Genomic DNA, 15257 nt, shown 5'->3' on the forward strand with positions numbered 1-15257 from the left:
TCAGTCCGCCGTCCTATGGAGGGTCATTTTCCAGTCCTGGCCGATCAGATCCGCGCCGAACGAGCGGTGCGGCTTCTCGCCGACGAGTACGAACCCGTACCGCTGGTAGATCGAACGCGCCGACTTCAGCACGTCGTTCGTCCACAGCACCAGCTCCCGGTAGCCGACGCCCCGCGCGAAATCGATCACCGACCGCACCAGCCGGTCCCCGATGCCGAGCCCCCGCGCCTCCGGCTCGACCAGCAGCAGCCGCAGCCGCGCGGTGCCCGGAGCCTCGTCGCGTACGCACATCACGCAGCCCACCGGGCGGCCGTCCAGCTCGGCGATCCACACCCGCTCCAGGTGCGGGTCGTGGTCCTCGGCGAAGTCGGCGACGATGCGCGCGACCAGGCCCTCGTAGTCCGCGTTCCAGCCGAACTCGGCCGCGTACAGCGCTCCGTTGCGCGCGACGATCCAGCCCAGGTCGCCGGCCCCCGGCTCGCGCAGCAGGACGTTCTCGGGGTGCGGGGCGGCGCGGCCGTCGCCGAGGATCTCGCGGACGGTGCGCAGCGCCTCGGACAGCCGGTCGCGGTCGGTGGGCGGGACGGTGGTGAGGAGGGTGCCGACCGTTTCCCGGGTGCGCTCGTCGAGCAGCTCCGCGGTGCTGCGGCCGCGCGCGGTGAGGGTGATGCGGCGGCGCCGCGAGTCCTTCTCCGACGAGCCGCGCTCGACCAGTCCGTCCCGCTCGAACTTGCCGAGGATGCGGCTCAAGTAGCCTGCGTCCAGGTTGAGTTGGGTGCGCAGGTCGGCCGCGTCGACCTTCTCCGTGTGCGCCAGCTCGTACAGCACGCGGGACTCGGTGAGGGTGTACGGGGCGTACAGGTGGCGGCTGTAGTCGAGCGCGCCGATCACGTTCGTGTAGAAGCGGTTGAAGGACCGGATGTCCTGCACGGTCATGGGCCACCTCGCGGGTCAGATTGTTGACTCAGTCAGAGGTTCGGGGTGGTGCCCACAGTACGCCGGGGGTGGGGACGCGTCCACGCGACGGACGCCGGAGTGCCCGGGAAAGCGACCGCCCGGTCAAGTCCATGCATACGGCAGGTATGGCGGTTCAAGGGCGTCCCATGGGTTGGGAAAGCGCTCTCCGCGCGTTGTTCCCGAGTTCATCGCGGGCCTCCTCCGCGCCACATCCGGCGCGCCGCACAGTGATCCAACGGCCCGTCGCACGCGGGCCGTTGGCATGCCCGGACCTTCCGGCATCTCACACCAGGGGACACTCATGGCCGAACTCACCCGACGTAGACTCCTCGGCTCCGCGGCCGGCGCGATCGGTGGCGCCGCCGCGCTCTCGCTCCTCCCGCCCAGCGTCCAGAAGGCGGTGGCGGCGGGCCCGCCCCGCAAGGGCTCGCTCCGCGACATCGAGCACGTCGTGATGCTCATGCAGGAGAACCGCTCGTTCGACCACTATTTCGGCACGCTCAAGGGCGTACGCGGCTTCAATGACCCCGAGGCGCAGAAGCTGAGCACCGGCCGCTCGGTCTTCTACCAGCCCGACGCGGAGAACCCGAAGGGCTACCTGCTCCCCTTCCACCTGGACACGCACACCTCCAGCGCCCAGGCCATCCCGTCCACGAGCCACGCCTGGTCGGTCCAGCACGAGGCGTGGAACAACGGCAAAATGGACCAGTGGCTCCCGGCCCACCGCAAGGCCGACGGCGTCAACGGCCCCTACGTGATGGGCTATTACACCCGCAAGGACATCCCCTTCCAGTTCGCGCTCGCGGAGACGTTCACGATCTGCGACAACTACTTCTGCTCCGTCTTCGGCCCGACGTGGCCCAACCGCCTCTACTGGATGACGGGCTCGATCGACCCGGCCGGCACACACGGCGGCCCGATCCTGAACAACACCGCGCCCACGCCCTACCGCTGGACGACATACGCGGAACGCCTTCAGGCCGCCGGTGTCAGCTGGAAGGTCTACCAGCAGGACGACGACTACGGCTGCAACATGCTGGAGCAGTTCGCGAGCTTCAAGGACGCGAAGCCGGGGTCGGACCTCTACGAACGCGGCATGCGCCCCCAGCCCGAGGGCACCTTCGAGGACGACGCCCGCAACGACCGCCTCCCGGCCGTCAGTTGGATCATGCCGACGTCGTACGAGTCCGAGCACCCGGACTACCTGCCGGCGGCGGGAGCCGACTTCGTGGCCCGCAAAATAGAGGCGATAGCGTCGAACCCCAAGGTGTGGGCGAAGACCGCCTTCATCCTCAACTACGACGAGAACGACGGCCTGTTCGACCACGTGACCCCGCCGACGCCCCCGGCGGGCACCCCCGGCGAGTTCATCCAGGGCCTCCCCATCGGCGGCGGCTTCCGCGTCCCCGCGATCATCGTCTCGCCCTGGACGGTGGGCGGCTGGGTGGCGTCGGAATCCTTCGACCACACGTCGGCGCTCCAGTTCCTGGAGAAGTTCACGGGCGTCGCGGAACCCAACATCACCGACTGGCGCCGCGACACCTTCGGCGACCTCACCTCCGCCTTCCGCTTCTCCCACTCCGCGCCGCGCCCGCCGAAGCTCCCCGCCGACACGGCGGAGCAGTGGGAGCGGGCGAAGGGCGACGTGGCCACCCTCCCGAAGCCGACGCTGCCGGGCGCGGACCAGTCCTTCCCGGAGCAGGAACGAGGCCGCAGGCCGCACGTGTGAGCTCCGCGCGTCCGCGCAAGGCCCGGACTGTGACGTCTCAGCACGGATATACCGTGCTGAGACGTCACAGTCCCGCCGCGCCGCCCTGGCCTCCCGGCCACGCCGCCAGCGCGAACTCGGCCACCTGCGTCAGCTCCCGCGCGTCGGCGCCGTCCCGCGCGCGCTGCGACAGGCCCTGCACCACGGCGGCGAAGTACGAGGCGAGGGCGGCCGTGTCCGTGGCCTTCGGCAGTTCGCCTGCCGCCCGCGCCTGGCGCAGCCGCTCATCGAAGGAGGCGACTCCGGCGTTGCGCACGTCGCGCAGGAACGTGGCGACCTCCGCGTCCTGCTCCGTCACATTGGTCGCGGCGCTGTTGGCCAGGCAGCCCGCCGGGTGCGAGGGGTCCGCGTACGTACGTGCCGCCTCGCGCAGGATGCGGGCGAACGCCGCGTACGCCGTCGCCTCCTCGGCGAGCGCCACGCCGACGAAGGCGCCGACGGGGGACCGCCCGTAGACCTCGACGGCCTCCTTGAACAGCGACTTCTTGTCCCCGAACGCGGCGTACAGGCTGGCCGGGCGGATGCCCATGGCCGTGGTCAGCTCGCCCACCGAGGTCGCCTCGTAGCCCCGCTCCCAGAACAGCCGGACGGCCACGGCCAGCGCCGCGTCGCGGTCGAACGTGCGCGGCCGGCCGCGCGGCCGGGCCTTTCCCTCAGTCGTACCGCCAGTCATGCCGCCCACTGTATCGGCTCTTCTTGAGCGAGCGCTCAAGAAGGGTGCTACCGTCCATCCGAGTTCTTCTTGAGTCATCGCTCAACAAATGCTGGTGATCGCGGAACCGGAGGCATGGCACATGGCGGCTACGGACGAAGGCCATACCCTCGCCGGCTGGACCGGCTGCGCGCTCGCCGCGGTCGGGGCCGCGACGGCGGGCCTGGGAGTCATCGGCTGGCGCCCGGGGCTCTGGCTCGGCCCCGCGGTGCTGGCCCTGGGCGCGCTGCTCGCCTGGGCCCTGCACCTCGCGGGCTGGGGGAAGCCGTCGGGGCCGCGCCCGATCGCCCAACACCCCGTTGGCGTACGGGACATGGCCGCCAGCGAAGGTCACGCGCAGTGCGTCGGGTGCCGGCTGGCGGGCCGTCGCCCCCGTTAGTCGCCGACTACGGACGTGGCTTGTCCGTCGACCCCCGCACCACCAGTTCCCCGCGCACCTCCACGATCCGCCCCTTGGGCGCCGCCTCGCGGCCCATCGCGATCCGGCCCGCCCGCGCCGCCGCCTCGGCCAGCGGGAGGTGGAACGTCGTCAGCGGAGGGGCCGCGTCGATGCTGAAAGGCAGGTCGTCGAAGCCGACCACCGAGACGTCCTCCGGGATGCGCAGGCCCGCCTCCCGCAGGGCCGCGCACGCGCCGAGCGCCACGCTGTCGTTCGCCGCCACCACGGCCGTCAAGTCGGGCGCGCGGTGCAGGAGTTGGGATGTCGCCTCGTACCCCGACGTGCGGTCGTACGAGCCGTGTGCCACCAAGCCGTCCGACTCGCTCGCCCCGGCCGCGGCAAGCGCCTCGCGGTGGCCCTCCAGGCGGTGGCGGGTCGTCGTGCGCTCCTCGGGGCCGCCGACGTAGCCGATCCTGCGGTGGCCGAGTGCCAGCAGATGCTCCGTCAATTCCCGTGCGCCGCCCCGGTTGTCGAAGGTGAGCGCCACCGCGTCCGTGTCCGGCACCGGCGGCCTGCCGCACAGCACCACCCGCGTCCCGGCCTCCGCGAGCCTCCGCAACTTGGCCGCCACGGCCGCGACGTGGGCCTCGTTCTCGATCGCGCCGCCGGTGAGCACGACCGCCGCCGCGCGCTGGCGTTGCAGCAGGGTCAGGTACGTGAGTTCACGTTCCGGTTCGCCGCCCGTGTTGCAGACCACCGCGAGCCGCTCGCCGCCCGCCCGGCCACCGGGCCCGACGATCTCCGACTGCACCGCGGAGGCCATGATCCCGAAGAACGGGTCGGCGATGTCGTTGACCAGGACCCCGACCAGGTCGGAGGTGGCGGCGGCGAGGGCGCTCGCCGGTCCGTTGAGCACATAGTCCAGATCGTCCACGGCCTTGAGCACCCGCTCGCGCGTACTCGTGGCGACGGGATAGTTCCCGTTCAGCACGCGCGAGACGGTGGCGGGGGACACCTGCGCGCGGGCGGCCACATCCGCCAGGGTCACGGTCATCGAGTCTGCCTCCGTGAAGGGTCCGGGCCCGCGGTAGCACTCCCGAGGCCCCGGTCTCGTATCCGCTCTTGTCCGAGCGGCAGTCCAGAGGCTAGCTTCTTCTTATGTAGAAAGCGCTTGCTACGAAAGATTCCGCAGGCGCCGCCTCACGTATGCCGCAATACGCGGGGCACGAGTGGCCGGTCGGCCGGAGGAAGGGACTCACGTGACACGCAAGACGGTGCGCATCGCCATGAACGGTGTGACGGGGCGCATGGGCTACCGCCAGCACCTCGTCCGCTCCATCCTCGCGCTGCGCGAGCAGGGCGGACTCGACCTCGGCGACGGCACGGTGCTGTGGCCCGAGCCGGTCCTCGTCGGGCGCCGCGAGCACGCCCTGAAGGCGATCGCCGAGCAGCACGGCCTCGACCCGGCGAACATCTCCACCGATGTGGACGCCGTGCTCGCCGACGACAGCATCGACATCTTCTTCGACGCCGCGATGACCCATACGCGTGAGGACATCCTCAAGAAGGCGATCGCCGCCGGAAAGCACATCTACACCGAGAAGCCGACCGCCACCGGGCTCGAAGGCGCCATCGAGCTGGCGCGGCTCGCGCGCGAGGCGGGCGTCAAGTCCGGTGTCGTGCAGGACAAGCTGTTCCTGCCGGGGCTGCTGAAGCTGAAGCGGCTGATTGACGGTGGGTTCTTCGGGCGGATTCTGTCCGTGCGCGGTGAGTTCGGGTACTGGGTGTTCGAGGGCGACTGGCAGGAGGCCCAGCGGCCGTCCTGGAACTACCGCTCGGAGGACGGCGGCGGCATCGTCGTCGACATGTTCCCGCACTGGGAGTACGTGCTGCACGAGCTGTTCGGCCGTGTGACCTCCGTCAACGCCCTTGCCGCCACGCACGTCCCGACCCGCTGGGACGAGAACGGCAAGCCCTACGAGGCCACCGCCGACGACTCCGCGTACGGCATCTTCCAGATCGAGGGCGGCATCGTCGCGCAGATCAACTCGAGCTGGGACGTGCGCGTCAACCGCGACGAGCTGGTGGAGTTCCAGGTGGACGGGACCGAGGGTTCCGCTGTCGCGGGGCTTCGCAACTGCCGCGTCCAGCACCGCAGTTCGACCCCCAAGCCCGTCTGGAACCCGGACCTCCCGGCGACGTACTCCTTCCGCGACCAGTGGCAGGAGGTGCCGGACAACGCCGAGTTCGACAACGGCTTCAAGGTCCAGTGGGAGCTGTTCCTCCAGCACGTCTACGCGGGCGCCGACTACCACTGGGACCTGCTGGCCGGCGCACGCGGCGTGCAGATGGCCGAGCTGGGCCTCAAGTCGTCCGCCGAGGGCCGCCGCCTCGACGTTCCGGAGATCTCGCTGTGACCATCCATCTCCCGAACTCCGCAGGCGAGTTGAAGGCCTACGAGCCGCGCGCCGAGCCCCTCACCTTCGACACCGGAGCGCCGCTCGCGTCCCGCGTCGTGTTCTCGGCGGCCCACGTCGTCGCCGACCCGCTCGCCGACACCACCCCGGACTCCCCGGCCGCCGTCGACTGGGACGCCACCCTCGCCTTCCGCCGCCACCTGTGGTCGCACGGCCTCGGCGTCGCGGAGGCCATGGACACCGCGCAGCGCGGCATGGGCCTGGACTGGGCGGGCGCCGCCGAGCTGATCCGCCGCTCGTCGGCCGAGGCGAAGTCGGTCGGCGGCCGGATCGCGGTCGGCGTCGGCACCGACCAGGTCGCGCCGGGCGCCTCCCTCGCCGAGGTGCGGGCCGCGTACGAGGAGCAGCTCGCGGTCGCGGAGGAGGCCGGAGCGCAGGTCATCCTGATGGCCTCGCGGGCGCTCGCCGCGGCGGCCTCCGGGCCCGAGGAGTACGCCGAGGTCTACGGCGACCTGCTCCGGCAGGCCGCCGAGCCCGTCGTCCTGCACTGGCTCGGCCCGATGTTCGACCCGGCCCTGGAGGGCTACTGGGGCTCGTCCGACCTCGACGCCGCCACCGACACCTTCGTCGAGATCATCAAGGCGCACTCCGACAAGGTCGACGGCATCAAGGTCTCGCTCCTGGAGGCCCAGCGCGAGATCGACATCCGCCGCCGCCTCCCGAACGGAGTGCGCTGCTACACCGGCGACGACTTCAACTACCCGGAACTGATCGCTGGCGACGACCGCGGCTTCAGCCACGCCCTGCTCGGCATCTTCGACCCGCTGGGCCCGCTCGCCGCGAAGGCGGTGCGCACCCTCGACACCGGCGACGTCCAGGGCTTCCGTGAACTGCTCGACCCGACCGTGGAGTTGTCGCGCCACCTGTTCCAGGCGCCGACCCGCTTCTACAAGACCGGCGTCGTGTTCCTCGCCTGGCTCTCCGGACACCAGGACCACTTCGCGATGGTCGGCGGGCTCCAGTCCGCGCGCTCGCTGCCGCACTTCGCGCGCGCCTACGAACTCGCCGACCAGCTGGGCCTGTTCCCGAAGCCGGAACTCGCCGAGGCCCGGATGAAGAACCTGCTCGCCCTGTACGGAGTGACCTCATGAGAGCGCCCGCGACCTTTGCCGCCGACCCCCGCTTCTCGATCAACCAGATGACCGTGAAGCAGCTCGGGCTTCCGGAACTCGTGGACGCCTGCCGCGAATTGGGTGTCCAGCATCTCGGCACCTGGCGCGCCCCCGTCCAGGAGTACGGCGTCGAGGCCGCGGCGAAGCTGCTGCGCGAGGCCGGTCTGAACGTCACCACGCACTGTCGTGGCGGCTTCCTCACCGCGGTCGACGAGACCGAACGCAAGGCCGCGATCGAGGACAACAAGCGGGCCGTCGACGAGTGCGTGACCCTCGGCACGAACGTCCTGGTGCTCGTCTCGGGCGGCCTCCCGGCCGGTTCGTACGACCTGGTGGGCGCCCGCGAGCGGATCGGCGACGCGCTCGTCGAGCTCGCCCCGTACGCCGCTGAGCGCGGGGTGCGACTGGCGATCGAGCCGCTGCACCCGATGTACGCGTCCGACCGCTGCGTCGTCTCGACGCTCGCGCAGGCCCTGGACATCGCCGAGAACTTCCCGGCGGAGCAGGTCGGCGTCTGCGTGGACACGTACCACATCTGGTGGGACGACCAGGCGCCCGCGCAGATCGCGCGGGCCGGGGCGCAGGGGCGCATCGCGACGTTCCAACTCGCCGACTGGACGACCCCGTTGCCGGAGGGTGTGCTCAACGGGCGCGGCCAGATCGGCGACGGCGCGATCGACATGCGGTACTGGCGCGGTCTCGTCGAGGCGCAGGGGTACGCGGGACCCATCGAGGTCGAGCTGTTCAACGACGGCCTGTGGGCCCGCGACGGGCGCGAGGTGCTGGCGGAGACGGCGGAGCGGTTCACGGCTCACGCCGCGTAGAAAGTTTTCTCCGCAACCACGTACAACCCTTCGCGCAGCCCGAGTGTCGTATTGGGTGTCGGAGCACCCTGGGGGGGCGATCTGGGGGGATCGGGGTTCCGGCGCAGGAGGGGAAAGCCCGAGGGGCCCGGTCCGCGGACCGGGCCCCTCGCAGCGCGTCACGGCCAAGTGGCCCGCGCGGTCAGAAGAAGACCCCGCAGCGCAGCAGCACGTTCGCGTACGGACGCGCCTCTCCCGTGCGGACCACGAGGCGCGCGTGCGCCGACAGCGCCTTCAGCTCCTCGTGCGTGACGAAGCCGAGGGGCTTCAGCCGGTCCTGGAGGAGTTCCGCGGTGTCCGGGTTCGCGTCCCGGACCTCGCGGGCCGCCGTGGCCGCCTCCACCACCAGCTCGTCGAGCAGCCCGTCGAGCACCTCGGCGAAGGCCGGGACTCCGGCCCGGAAGGCGAGGTCGACGACGCGGGGGCCCGCCGGGATCGGCATGCCCGCGTCGCAGACCAGCACCCCGTCGCCGTGCCCCAACTCGGCCAGGGCGCCCGCCAGATGACGGTTGAGTATTCCGGCCTTCTTCACTGGGAAGCGACCTCCTCCGCCGTCGGGTACGACGCCTGCGCGCCCTCCTTCGTGACGGCCGCGGCGCCCACCTTCGCGGCGTAGGCGGCGGCCTCGGCGAGGGACTCGCCGGTGCCGAGCCGCCACGCGAGCGCTGCCGTGAACGCGTCACCGGCGCCGGTCGTGTCGACGGCCTTCACCTTCACCGCCGCGACCCGCTGCGAGCCCGCCGCGTCCGCGACGAGCGCGCCCTCGGAGCCGAGCGTGACGACGACCGAGCGCGGGCCGAGCGCGAGCAGCTGCCGCGCCCAGTCCTCGGGATCGTCGCCGAGGTCGGTGCCGGCGATGACCTGCGCCTCGTGCTCGTTGACGATCAGCGGGTCACAGGCCGCGAGGACCTCGTCGGGGAGCGGGGCGGGCGGCGAGGGGTTGAGGACGAGGCGGGCGCCGTCCGCCAGATTGCGGACCACCTCCGCGACGGTCTCCAGCGGGATCTCCAGCATCATCGAGACGACCCGCGCCCCCGCGAACAGCTCGCCCGCCGCCCGTACGTCCTCGGGCGTGAGCCGCCCGTTCGCGCCCGGCGAGACCACGATCGAGTTGTCGCCGGACGGGTCGACGGTGATCAGCGCGACCCCGGTGGGCGCCCCGCCGACCAGCACGCCGGACGTGTCCACGCCCGCCGCCTCCATCGAGTCGCGCAGCAGCCTGCCGTGCCCGTCGTCGCCGACCCGCGCGAGCAGTGCCGTACTCGCCCCCAACTTGGCGGCGGCGACCGCCTGGTTGGCGCCCTTGCCGCCGGGGTGGGTCCGCAGGTCGGAGCCGAGCACGGTCTCGCCCGCGGCCGGCCGCCGGTCGACGCCCACCACCAGGTCGGCGTTGGCCGACCCGACGACGAGCAGGTCGTACCTGTTCATCCTGTGCCTTTCTTCGTACGTCACGCCAAAGGGTACGAGTGCGTAGCTGTACGCCGCGTCACTTGAAGTCGGCGACGTTCTTCGCCGTGACGACCTTCACCGGCACCTTCACGGCCGAGGAGATCTTCTTGTCCTTCGCCGCGGAGATCGCGTTCTGCACCGCCATCTTCCCGAGCTCGCGCGGCTGCTGGGCCACGGAGGCGTACAGCGTGCCCGCCTTGACGGCCTTGAAGCCGTCGGGGGTGCCGTCGAAGCCGATGACGGGGACGGACTTGCCGGCCTTGGATCCGAGCGCCTTGATCGCGCCGAGCGCCATCTCGTCGTTCTCGGCGAAGACGCCGTCGACGTCGGGGTGCGACTGGAGCATGTTCGTCATGACGTCCAGGCCCTTGGTGCGGTCGAAGTCCGCGGGCTGCTTGGCGACGACCTTGATGCCCGGGTACTCCTTGATCCCGGCGGCGAAGCCCGCGCCGCGCTCACGGCTGGCCGACGTACCGGCCTGGCCCTGCAGGACCGCGATCTTCCCCTTGCCGCCCAGCTTGTCGGCCATGACCTTCGCGGCCTGCTTGCCGCCCGCGACGTTGTCGGAGGCGACGAGGGTCGCGGCCTTCGCCTTGTTGACGCCGCGGTCGGCGGCGACGACGGGGATGTCGGCCTTGTTCGCGGTGCGCACGGACGGGCCGACGGCGTCGGAGTCGACCGGGTTCACGATGACCGCGCTGAGCCCCTCGCTGGTGAAGTTCTGCAGCTGGTTGGCCTGCTGCGAGGCGTCGTTCTGCGCGTCCGTGACGGTCAGCTCGACGCCCTGCTTCTTGGCCTCGGCCTGCGCGCCCGCCCGCATCTCCGTGAAGAACGGGTTGTTGAGCGTGGACACCGCCATGCCGAGCTTGAGGTCCTTCTTGCCGCCGGAGCCCCCGGTGTTGTTCCACACCGCGAGGCCGCCGACGATCGCGATGGCGACGACGGCCGCGAGCACGTACTGCATCCGCTGCTTGGGACCGCCGGTCCCGGCACCCGCGGCGGCGGGCTGCGCACCGGCCTTGCGGCGCGCGGTGTCGAGCAGCACGGCGAGCGCGATGACGACACCGATGACGACCTGCTGCCAGAAGGCGGACACCGAAAGGAGGTTGAGGCCGTTGCGGAGCACGGCGAGGATCAGTGCCCCGATGAACGTGCCCGACGCCTTGCCCGTACCGCCCGCGAGGGAGGCGCCGCCGATGACGACGGCGGCGATGGCGTCCAGCTCGTAACCGTTCGCGGCCTGCGGCTGCGCGGAGGCGAGACGGGAGGCGAGCACGATGCCGGCGATGGCCGCGAACAGGCCCGACAGGCCGTAGATGACGAGCTTCTGCCGCTTGACGCGCAGGCCGGAGAGGCGGGCCGCCTCCTCGTTGCCGCCGATCGCGTACATGGACCGGCCGATGAACGTACGGCCGAGGACGACCGCCGTGACGAGGCCCATCACGATCATCACGATGACCGGCACGGGCAGCCAGCCGCCGAGCGTGTCACCGAGCTTGGAGACCGAGTCGGGGAACGGGATCGGGGAGCCCTGCGAGATCACCAGCGAGAGCCCGCGCCCGACCGACAGCATCGCCAGCGTGGCGATGAACGGCGGGAGCTTGCCGTACGAGATGAGCAGGCCGTTGACGAAACCGCAGGCCACACCCGTGACGACGGCGAGCAGCACGGCTATCACCACCGGCACGCCCTCGCTGGTGGCCGCCCACGCGAGGACGGTCGCGGAGAGCGCGGCCACGGAGCCGACCGACAGGTCGATGCCCGCCGAGACGATGACGAAGGTGACACCGAACGCGAGGATCGCGGTGACGGCCGCCTGCACGCCGACGTTCAGCAGGTTCTGGGTGGTCAGGAAGTCGCCGGACATCAGCGACATGGCGACGACCAGGACGACGAGCGCGGTCAGCGCGCCGTTGTCGAGGAGCAGCCGCAGCAGGCTCCCGTTCTTGGCCTGTGTGTTCTTGACGGTGTCAGTGGTCACGGGAGCCCTCCTCCTCGAAGGCGCTGTGCTGCTGGTTGCTGACGGCGAGCGCCATCACGGAGTCCTGGGTGGCTTCCTCGGCGGTGAGCTCACCGGCGATACGTCCCTGCGCCATCACAAGGACCCGGTCGCTCATGCCGAGGACTTCGGGGAGATCACTGGAGATCATGAGCACGGCGTGCCCGGCGGCGGTCAGCTCGTTGATGAGCTGGTAGATCTCGACCTTCGCGCCGACGTCGATACCGCGCGTCGGCTCGTCGAGGATCAGCACCTTGATGTCCGCGAGGAGCCATTTGCCGATGACGACCTTCTGCTGGTTGCCGCCGGACAGGGTGCGCACGTGCTGGCCCAACCCGGCCATACGGACGCCCAGTTGCTTCGCGATCCGCTCGGCGGCGTCGTGCTGGCCCTGCCGGTCGACGAACCCGGCGCGGGTCGCGGCCCGCATGGTGACGAGCCCGAGGTTCTCCTCGACCGACTGGTCGAGGACGAGCCCCTGACCCTTGCGGTCCTCGGGGACGAGGCCCACGCCCGCCGCCATCGCGGCGATCACGTCGTGCCGGGGGAGCTTCGCCCCGGCGACCTCGACGGACCCGGCGTCGTACGGATCGGCGCCGAAGACGGCGCGTACGACCTCGGTACGTCCCGCGCCCACGAGGCCCGCGATGCCGACGACCTCGCCGGCCCGCACCTCGAAGCTCACGTCGTGGAAGACGCCGTCCCGCGTCATCCCCTCGACCTTCAGCAGCGCGCCGGCCGTGTCCTGTCCGGCCGGGCGTTCGCGCGGGTACTGCTGGTCGATGGAGCGGCCCACCATGAGGCGGACGAGCTCGTCCTCGGGAGTGGCGGCCGGTACCTGACCGACGCTCCTGCCGTCCCGGATGACGGTGACCCGGTCACCGAGAGCGGCGATCTCCTCCAGGTGATGGGTGATGAAAACAACGCCGACGCCGTCCTCGCGCAGCTGCCGCACGATCGCGAACAGCTTCTCGACCTCCTCCGAGGTCAGCACGGCGGTCGGCTCGTCCATGATGAGCACGCGCGCGTTCAGGCTGAGCGCCTTCGCGATCTCCACCATCTGGAGCCGGGCGATGCCCAGTTCGCGCACCCGCGCGCGTGGCGACACCTTCACGCCCACGCGCGCGAGGAGCTTCTCGGCGTCGCTCTCCATCGTCTTCCGGTCGATGAGACCGAAGCGGCGCGGCTGGCGCCCCAGGAAGATGTTCTCGGCGACGGTCAGATCGGGAACGAGATTGAACTCCTGATAGATCGTCGCGATCCCGAGCCGTTCGGCGTCCTGCGCACCGTGGATACGGACCTGCTCGCCACCGACGGTGATACGGCCCTCGTCGGGCGTGTAGGCACCGGAGAGCATCTTGATCAGCGTGCTCTTCCCGGCCCCGTTCTCACCGAGCAGGACGTGCACCTCCCCGCGGCGCAGATCGAAGTCGACGCTGTCGAGCGCGACCACGCCGGGGAAGGTCTTCCGTATCCCTTCGATACGCAGCAACTCTTCGGAGCTGCTCATCCGTTGCTCCTCTCCATTGAGGTGGGCGTTGGTGGGGGCTCGCCGCAGGAGCGCCGTACGACGAGGTGGGCGGGGAGGGTGACCGATTCGGGCACCCGCCCCTCGATGCGGTCGACCAGGGCGCGCACGGCGGCCCGGCCGAGGTCCTTGGTCGGCTGGGCGATCGCCGTGATGGGCGGATCGGTGTGCACGAACCACGGGATGTCGTCGAACGCGGCGACCGCGATGTCCTCCGGGACGCGCAGCCCGCGCGCGCGGATGGCGTCGAGCGCGCCGAGCGCCATGAGGTTGTCGGCGGCGAAGACGGCCTGGGGCGGCTCGGGCAGATCGAGGAAGGCCTCGGTCACCCGGCGCCCGCTGTCCGCCTGGAAGTCGCCCTGCCCTATGTAGGCGTCCGGCAGTTCCAGCGCGTACGAGGCGAGGGCCGCGCGGAAGGCGTCGACGCGCTCGCTGCCGGTCGTGGTGGCGGCGGGTCCCGCGATGATCGCGAGCCGCCGGTGGCCGAGCGCGTGCAGATGGGCGACGAGGTCCCGCACGGCGCCGCGCCCGTCGGAGCGCACCACGGGGACGTCGACGCCCGGGATCCACCGGTCGACGAAGACCATGGGGGTGCCGGCCCGGGCGGCGTCCAGCATCAGCGGGGAGCCGCCGTCGGTCGGGGACACGAGAAGCCCGTCGATGCGCCGGTCGAGGAGGTTCTGTACGTGGTGGTCCTGGAGGTCGGGGCGTTCGTCGGCGTTGCCGATGATCACGCTGTAGCCGAGCCCGCGGGCCTCTTCCTCGACGGAGCGGGCGAGCTCGCCGAAGTACGGGTTCAGCACGTCGCTGATGACCAGGCCGAGCGTGCGGGTCTGCGCGGTGCGCAGGGAGCGGGCCACCGCGTTGGGCCGGTAGCCGAGCGACTCCACGGCGGCCAGCACGCGGGTGCGGGCGTCCGGGCTCACGGACGGATGGCTGTTCAGGACCCGGGAGACCGTGGCGACGGAAACCCCGGCCGAGGCCGCGACATCCTTGATACTCGCGCTCGCCGACATCACGGACCACCTCCTTGTGGCTGCGTGGAATCGATTACACGGAGGATTGGAATCGATTACACGGTTGCGCGGCAAGGGGGCCCGGAGGGTTGTGACGTGATCGTGATCGGTGAGGCGGATGTGGTCGCGCTCACGGGGCTCCGCCCCGGACCCCGCTGCTCAATCGCCGCAGGGGCTTAAAAGATGCTGCTCAAGCGCCGCAGGGGCTTGATGAGCCGAGCCAGATTCAGCCCCTCCGGCGTTTGAGGAGCGGGGTATGGGGCAGAGCCCCAAATCCAGCCCCGCCGGCGATTGAGGCGCGGGGTCCGGGGCAGAGCCCCGTGGCCGCAACCACGGTGCCGGGCGAACGGGATTGTCGGTGCCGCGTGCGAAGGTGGGGGCATGAATCACGCGCAGCTCACCACGCTCGGCAGAGCGCTCCGCGTGCTCGGCGAGCACGGCGAGAAGCTGACCGGCGACACCCCGGACGACGTGCTGCACGAGCTCCGCGGTGACCTGACCCGCGCCCTCGACCAGCTCGACGACGCGGTGTCCGGCGAGAAGCCCACGACCCGCTGCAAGGAGCACCCCTACGGCCCGGTCGAGAAATCCGCCCCCGACCTGTGCCTGTTCTGCGAGACCCGCCGCCGCAAGGCCCGCCGCTCCGAGATCTCCGGCGCCCCGGGCCCGGCCCGCCGCCCCACCGACGAGGGCCCGGTGCTCTCCCGCTACGGCACCCGCGAGGACCGCCCGCAGCCCCAGCAGCGCTGGATCCCGGAGATGTGGAACGGGCAGGTGTGGCAGCTCTGCGGCACCCCGCGCCACGACCGCCGCGAGGCGGACCTCTACCTGGCGGCCCAGCGCCGCCGTCCGGACGCGGCGATGGCGTACCGCCTGGTCCACGAGTTCACGGACTACGAGGTCGTGCGGGTCTGGGGCACCCCCCTACGCGTCGATCCGGAGCCGATGGGCGGCATCTGAGCCCCTCGCTCCCGGGCCGGGACCGGGCGGCCCCTCC

At 71.2% G+C, this 15257-nt stretch carries 14 protein-coding genes; 6 read left to right on the forward strand and 8 right to left on the reverse strand.

All coding sequences use genetic code 11. The features are described from left to right. A complete protein-coding gene (locus ACIRHA_RS42455; protein ID WP_403857341.1) occupies positions 1–936 on the reverse strand; it encodes a GNAT family N-acetyltransferase in 936 nt (311 codons plus the stop codon). 322 nt (positions 937–1258) lie between these two features. Here ACIRHA_RS42455 and ACIRHA_RS42460 point away from each other — a divergent pair, with 322 nt between their 5' ends. Beyond that, on the forward strand, positions 1259–2686 hold the full coding sequence (locus tag ACIRHA_RS42460) for an alkaline phosphatase family protein (RefSeq protein ID WP_403857344.1): 1428 nt from the start codon (positions 1259–1261) through the stop codon (positions 2684–2686). A 64-nt stretch (positions 2687–2750) separates the two neighbouring features. On the opposite strand, the gene ACIRHA_RS42465 is transcribed toward ACIRHA_RS42460, so the two are convergent. Then, a complete protein-coding gene (locus ACIRHA_RS42465; RefSeq protein WP_403857347.1) occupies positions 2751–3398 on the reverse strand; it encodes a TetR/AcrR family transcriptional regulator in 648 nt (215 codons plus the stop codon). Positions 3399–3519: 121 nt separating this feature from the next. Between ACIRHA_RS42465 and ACIRHA_RS42470 the strand changes: the two genes are divergently transcribed. Continuing rightward, the gene (locus ACIRHA_RS42470; RefSeq protein ID WP_403857350.1) at positions 3520–3816 is read left to right on the forward strand and encodes an HGxxPAAW family protein; all 297 of its coding nucleotides are present in this window, start codon (positions 3520–3522) and stop codon (positions 3814–3816) included. Between the two features lie 7 nt (positions 3817–3823). Here the strand turns inward: ACIRHA_RS42470 and ACIRHA_RS42475 are convergent, their stop codons facing one another. Then, positions 3824–4870, reverse strand: coding sequence for a LacI family DNA-binding transcriptional regulator (locus ACIRHA_RS42475; protein WP_403857353.1), 1047 nt, complete (start codon positions 4868–4870; stop codon positions 3824–3826). A gap of 205 nt (positions 4871–5075) precedes the next feature. Here ACIRHA_RS42475 and ACIRHA_RS42480 point away from each other — a divergent pair, with 205 nt between their 5' ends. From ACIRHA_RS42480 to ACIRHA_RS42490, 3 genes are read left to right on the forward strand one after another with little or no spacing between them, the layout of a single operon-like run. Then, positions 5076–6233 (forward strand): Gfo/Idh/MocA family protein, encoded by a 1158-nt coding sequence (locus ACIRHA_RS42480; protein WP_403857356.1) that lies wholly within the window; start codon positions 5076–5078, stop codon positions 6231–6233. Beyond that, positions 6230–7384 carry a dihydrodipicolinate synthase family protein gene (locus ACIRHA_RS42485; protein WP_403857359.1) on the forward strand — a complete coding sequence of 385 codons (1155 nt, stop codon included), beginning with the start codon at positions 6230–6232 and terminating at the stop codon, positions 7382–7384. The genes ACIRHA_RS42480 and ACIRHA_RS42485 overlap by 4 nt, the downstream gene beginning before the upstream one ends. Next, positions 7381–8229 carry a sugar phosphate isomerase/epimerase family protein gene (locus ACIRHA_RS42490; protein WP_403857362.1) on the forward strand — a complete coding sequence of 283 codons (849 nt, stop codon included), beginning with the start codon at positions 7381–7383 and terminating at the stop codon, positions 8227–8229. The genes ACIRHA_RS42485 and ACIRHA_RS42490 overlap by 4 nt, the downstream gene beginning before the upstream one ends. A 181-nt stretch (positions 8230–8410) precedes the next feature. Here ACIRHA_RS42490 and rbsD read toward each other — a convergent pair whose 3' ends face one another. The 5 genes from rbsD to ACIRHA_RS42515 are packed head-to-tail and all read right to left on the reverse strand — an operon-like array spanning position 8411 to position 14260. Then, positions 8411–8800: a D-ribose pyranase gene (gene rbsD / locus ACIRHA_RS42495; protein WP_403857365.1), complete on the reverse strand. Its 390-nt coding sequence runs from the start codon at positions 8798–8800 to the stop codon at positions 8411–8413. Then, positions 8797–9696 (reverse strand): ribokinase, encoded by a 900-nt coding sequence (locus ACIRHA_RS42500; protein ID WP_403857368.1) that lies wholly within the window; start codon positions 9694–9696, stop codon positions 8797–8799. Before ACIRHA_RS42500 ends, rbsD begins: the two co-directional genes overlap by 4 nt. Positions 9697–9754: 58 nt before the next feature. Further along, positions 9755–11698, reverse strand: coding sequence for a substrate-binding domain-containing protein (locus tag ACIRHA_RS42505; protein WP_403857371.1), 1944 nt, complete (start codon positions 11696–11698; stop codon positions 9755–9757). Then, complete coding sequence (locus ACIRHA_RS42510; protein WP_403857374.1) at positions 11688–13226, reverse strand: sugar ABC transporter ATP-binding protein; 1539 nt, start codon at positions 13224–13226, stop codon at positions 11688–11690. The genes ACIRHA_RS42505 and ACIRHA_RS42510 overlap by 11 nt, the downstream gene beginning before the upstream one ends. Next, positions 13223–14260 (reverse strand): LacI family DNA-binding transcriptional regulator, encoded by a 1038-nt coding sequence (locus ACIRHA_RS42515; protein ID WP_403857427.1) that lies wholly within the window; start codon positions 14258–14260, stop codon positions 13223–13225. The genes ACIRHA_RS42510 and ACIRHA_RS42515 overlap by 4 nt, the downstream gene beginning before the upstream one ends. Before the next feature lie 381 nt (positions 14261–14641). On the opposite strand from ACIRHA_RS42515, the gene ACIRHA_RS42520 reads away from it, so the two are divergent. Then, positions 14642–15220 (forward strand): hypothetical protein, encoded by a 579-nt coding sequence (locus tag ACIRHA_RS42520; protein WP_403857377.1) that lies wholly within the window; start codon positions 14642–14644, stop codon positions 15218–15220. The last annotated feature ends 37 nt before the right edge of the window (positions 15221–15257 follow it).

Source organism: Streptomyces sp. NPDC102360 (genome assembly GCF_044766085.1).
Taxonomy (GTDB): Bacteria; Actinomycetota; Actinomycetes; order Streptomycetales; family Streptomycetaceae; genus Streptomyces.

Coding starts and splice junctions, on each gene's coding strand:
- ACIRHA_RS42490 (WP_403857362.1), top strand. CDS start 7,381: ATGAGAGCGCCCGCGACCTTTGCCGCCGACCCCCGCTTCTCGATCAAC.
- ACIRHA_RS42455 (WP_403857341.1), bottom strand. CDS start 936: ATGACCGTGCAGGACATCCGGTCCTTCAACCGCTTCTACACGAACGTG.
- ACIRHA_RS42500 (WP_403857368.1), bottom strand. CDS start 9,696: ATGAACAGGTACGACCTGCTCGTCGTCGGGTCGGCCAACGCCGACCTG.
- ACIRHA_RS42460 (WP_403857344.1), top strand. CDS start 1,259: ATGGCCGAACTCACCCGACGTAGACTCCTCGGCTCCGCGGCCGGCGCG.
- ACIRHA_RS42475 (WP_403857353.1), bottom strand. CDS start 4,870: ATGACCGTGACCCTGGCGGATGTGGCCGCCCGCGCGCAGGTGTCCCCC.
- ACIRHA_RS42465 (WP_403857347.1), bottom strand. CDS start 3,398: ATGACTGGCGGTACGACTGAGGGAAAGGCCCGGCCGCGCGGCCGGCCG.
- ACIRHA_RS42510 (WP_403857374.1), bottom strand. CDS start 13,226: ATGAGCAGCTCCGAAGAGTTGCTGCGTATCGAAGGGATACGGAAGACC.
- ACIRHA_RS42470 (WP_403857350.1), top strand. CDS start 3,520: ATGGCGGCTACGGACGAAGGCCATACCCTCGCCGGCTGGACCGGCTGC.
- ACIRHA_RS42520 (WP_403857377.1), top strand. CDS start 14,642: ATGAATCACGCGCAGCTCACCACGCTCGGCAGAGCGCTCCGCGTGCTC.
- ACIRHA_RS42515 (WP_403857427.1), bottom strand. CDS start 14,260: ATGTCGGCGAGCGCGAGTATCAAGGATGTCGCGGCCTCGGCCGGGGTT.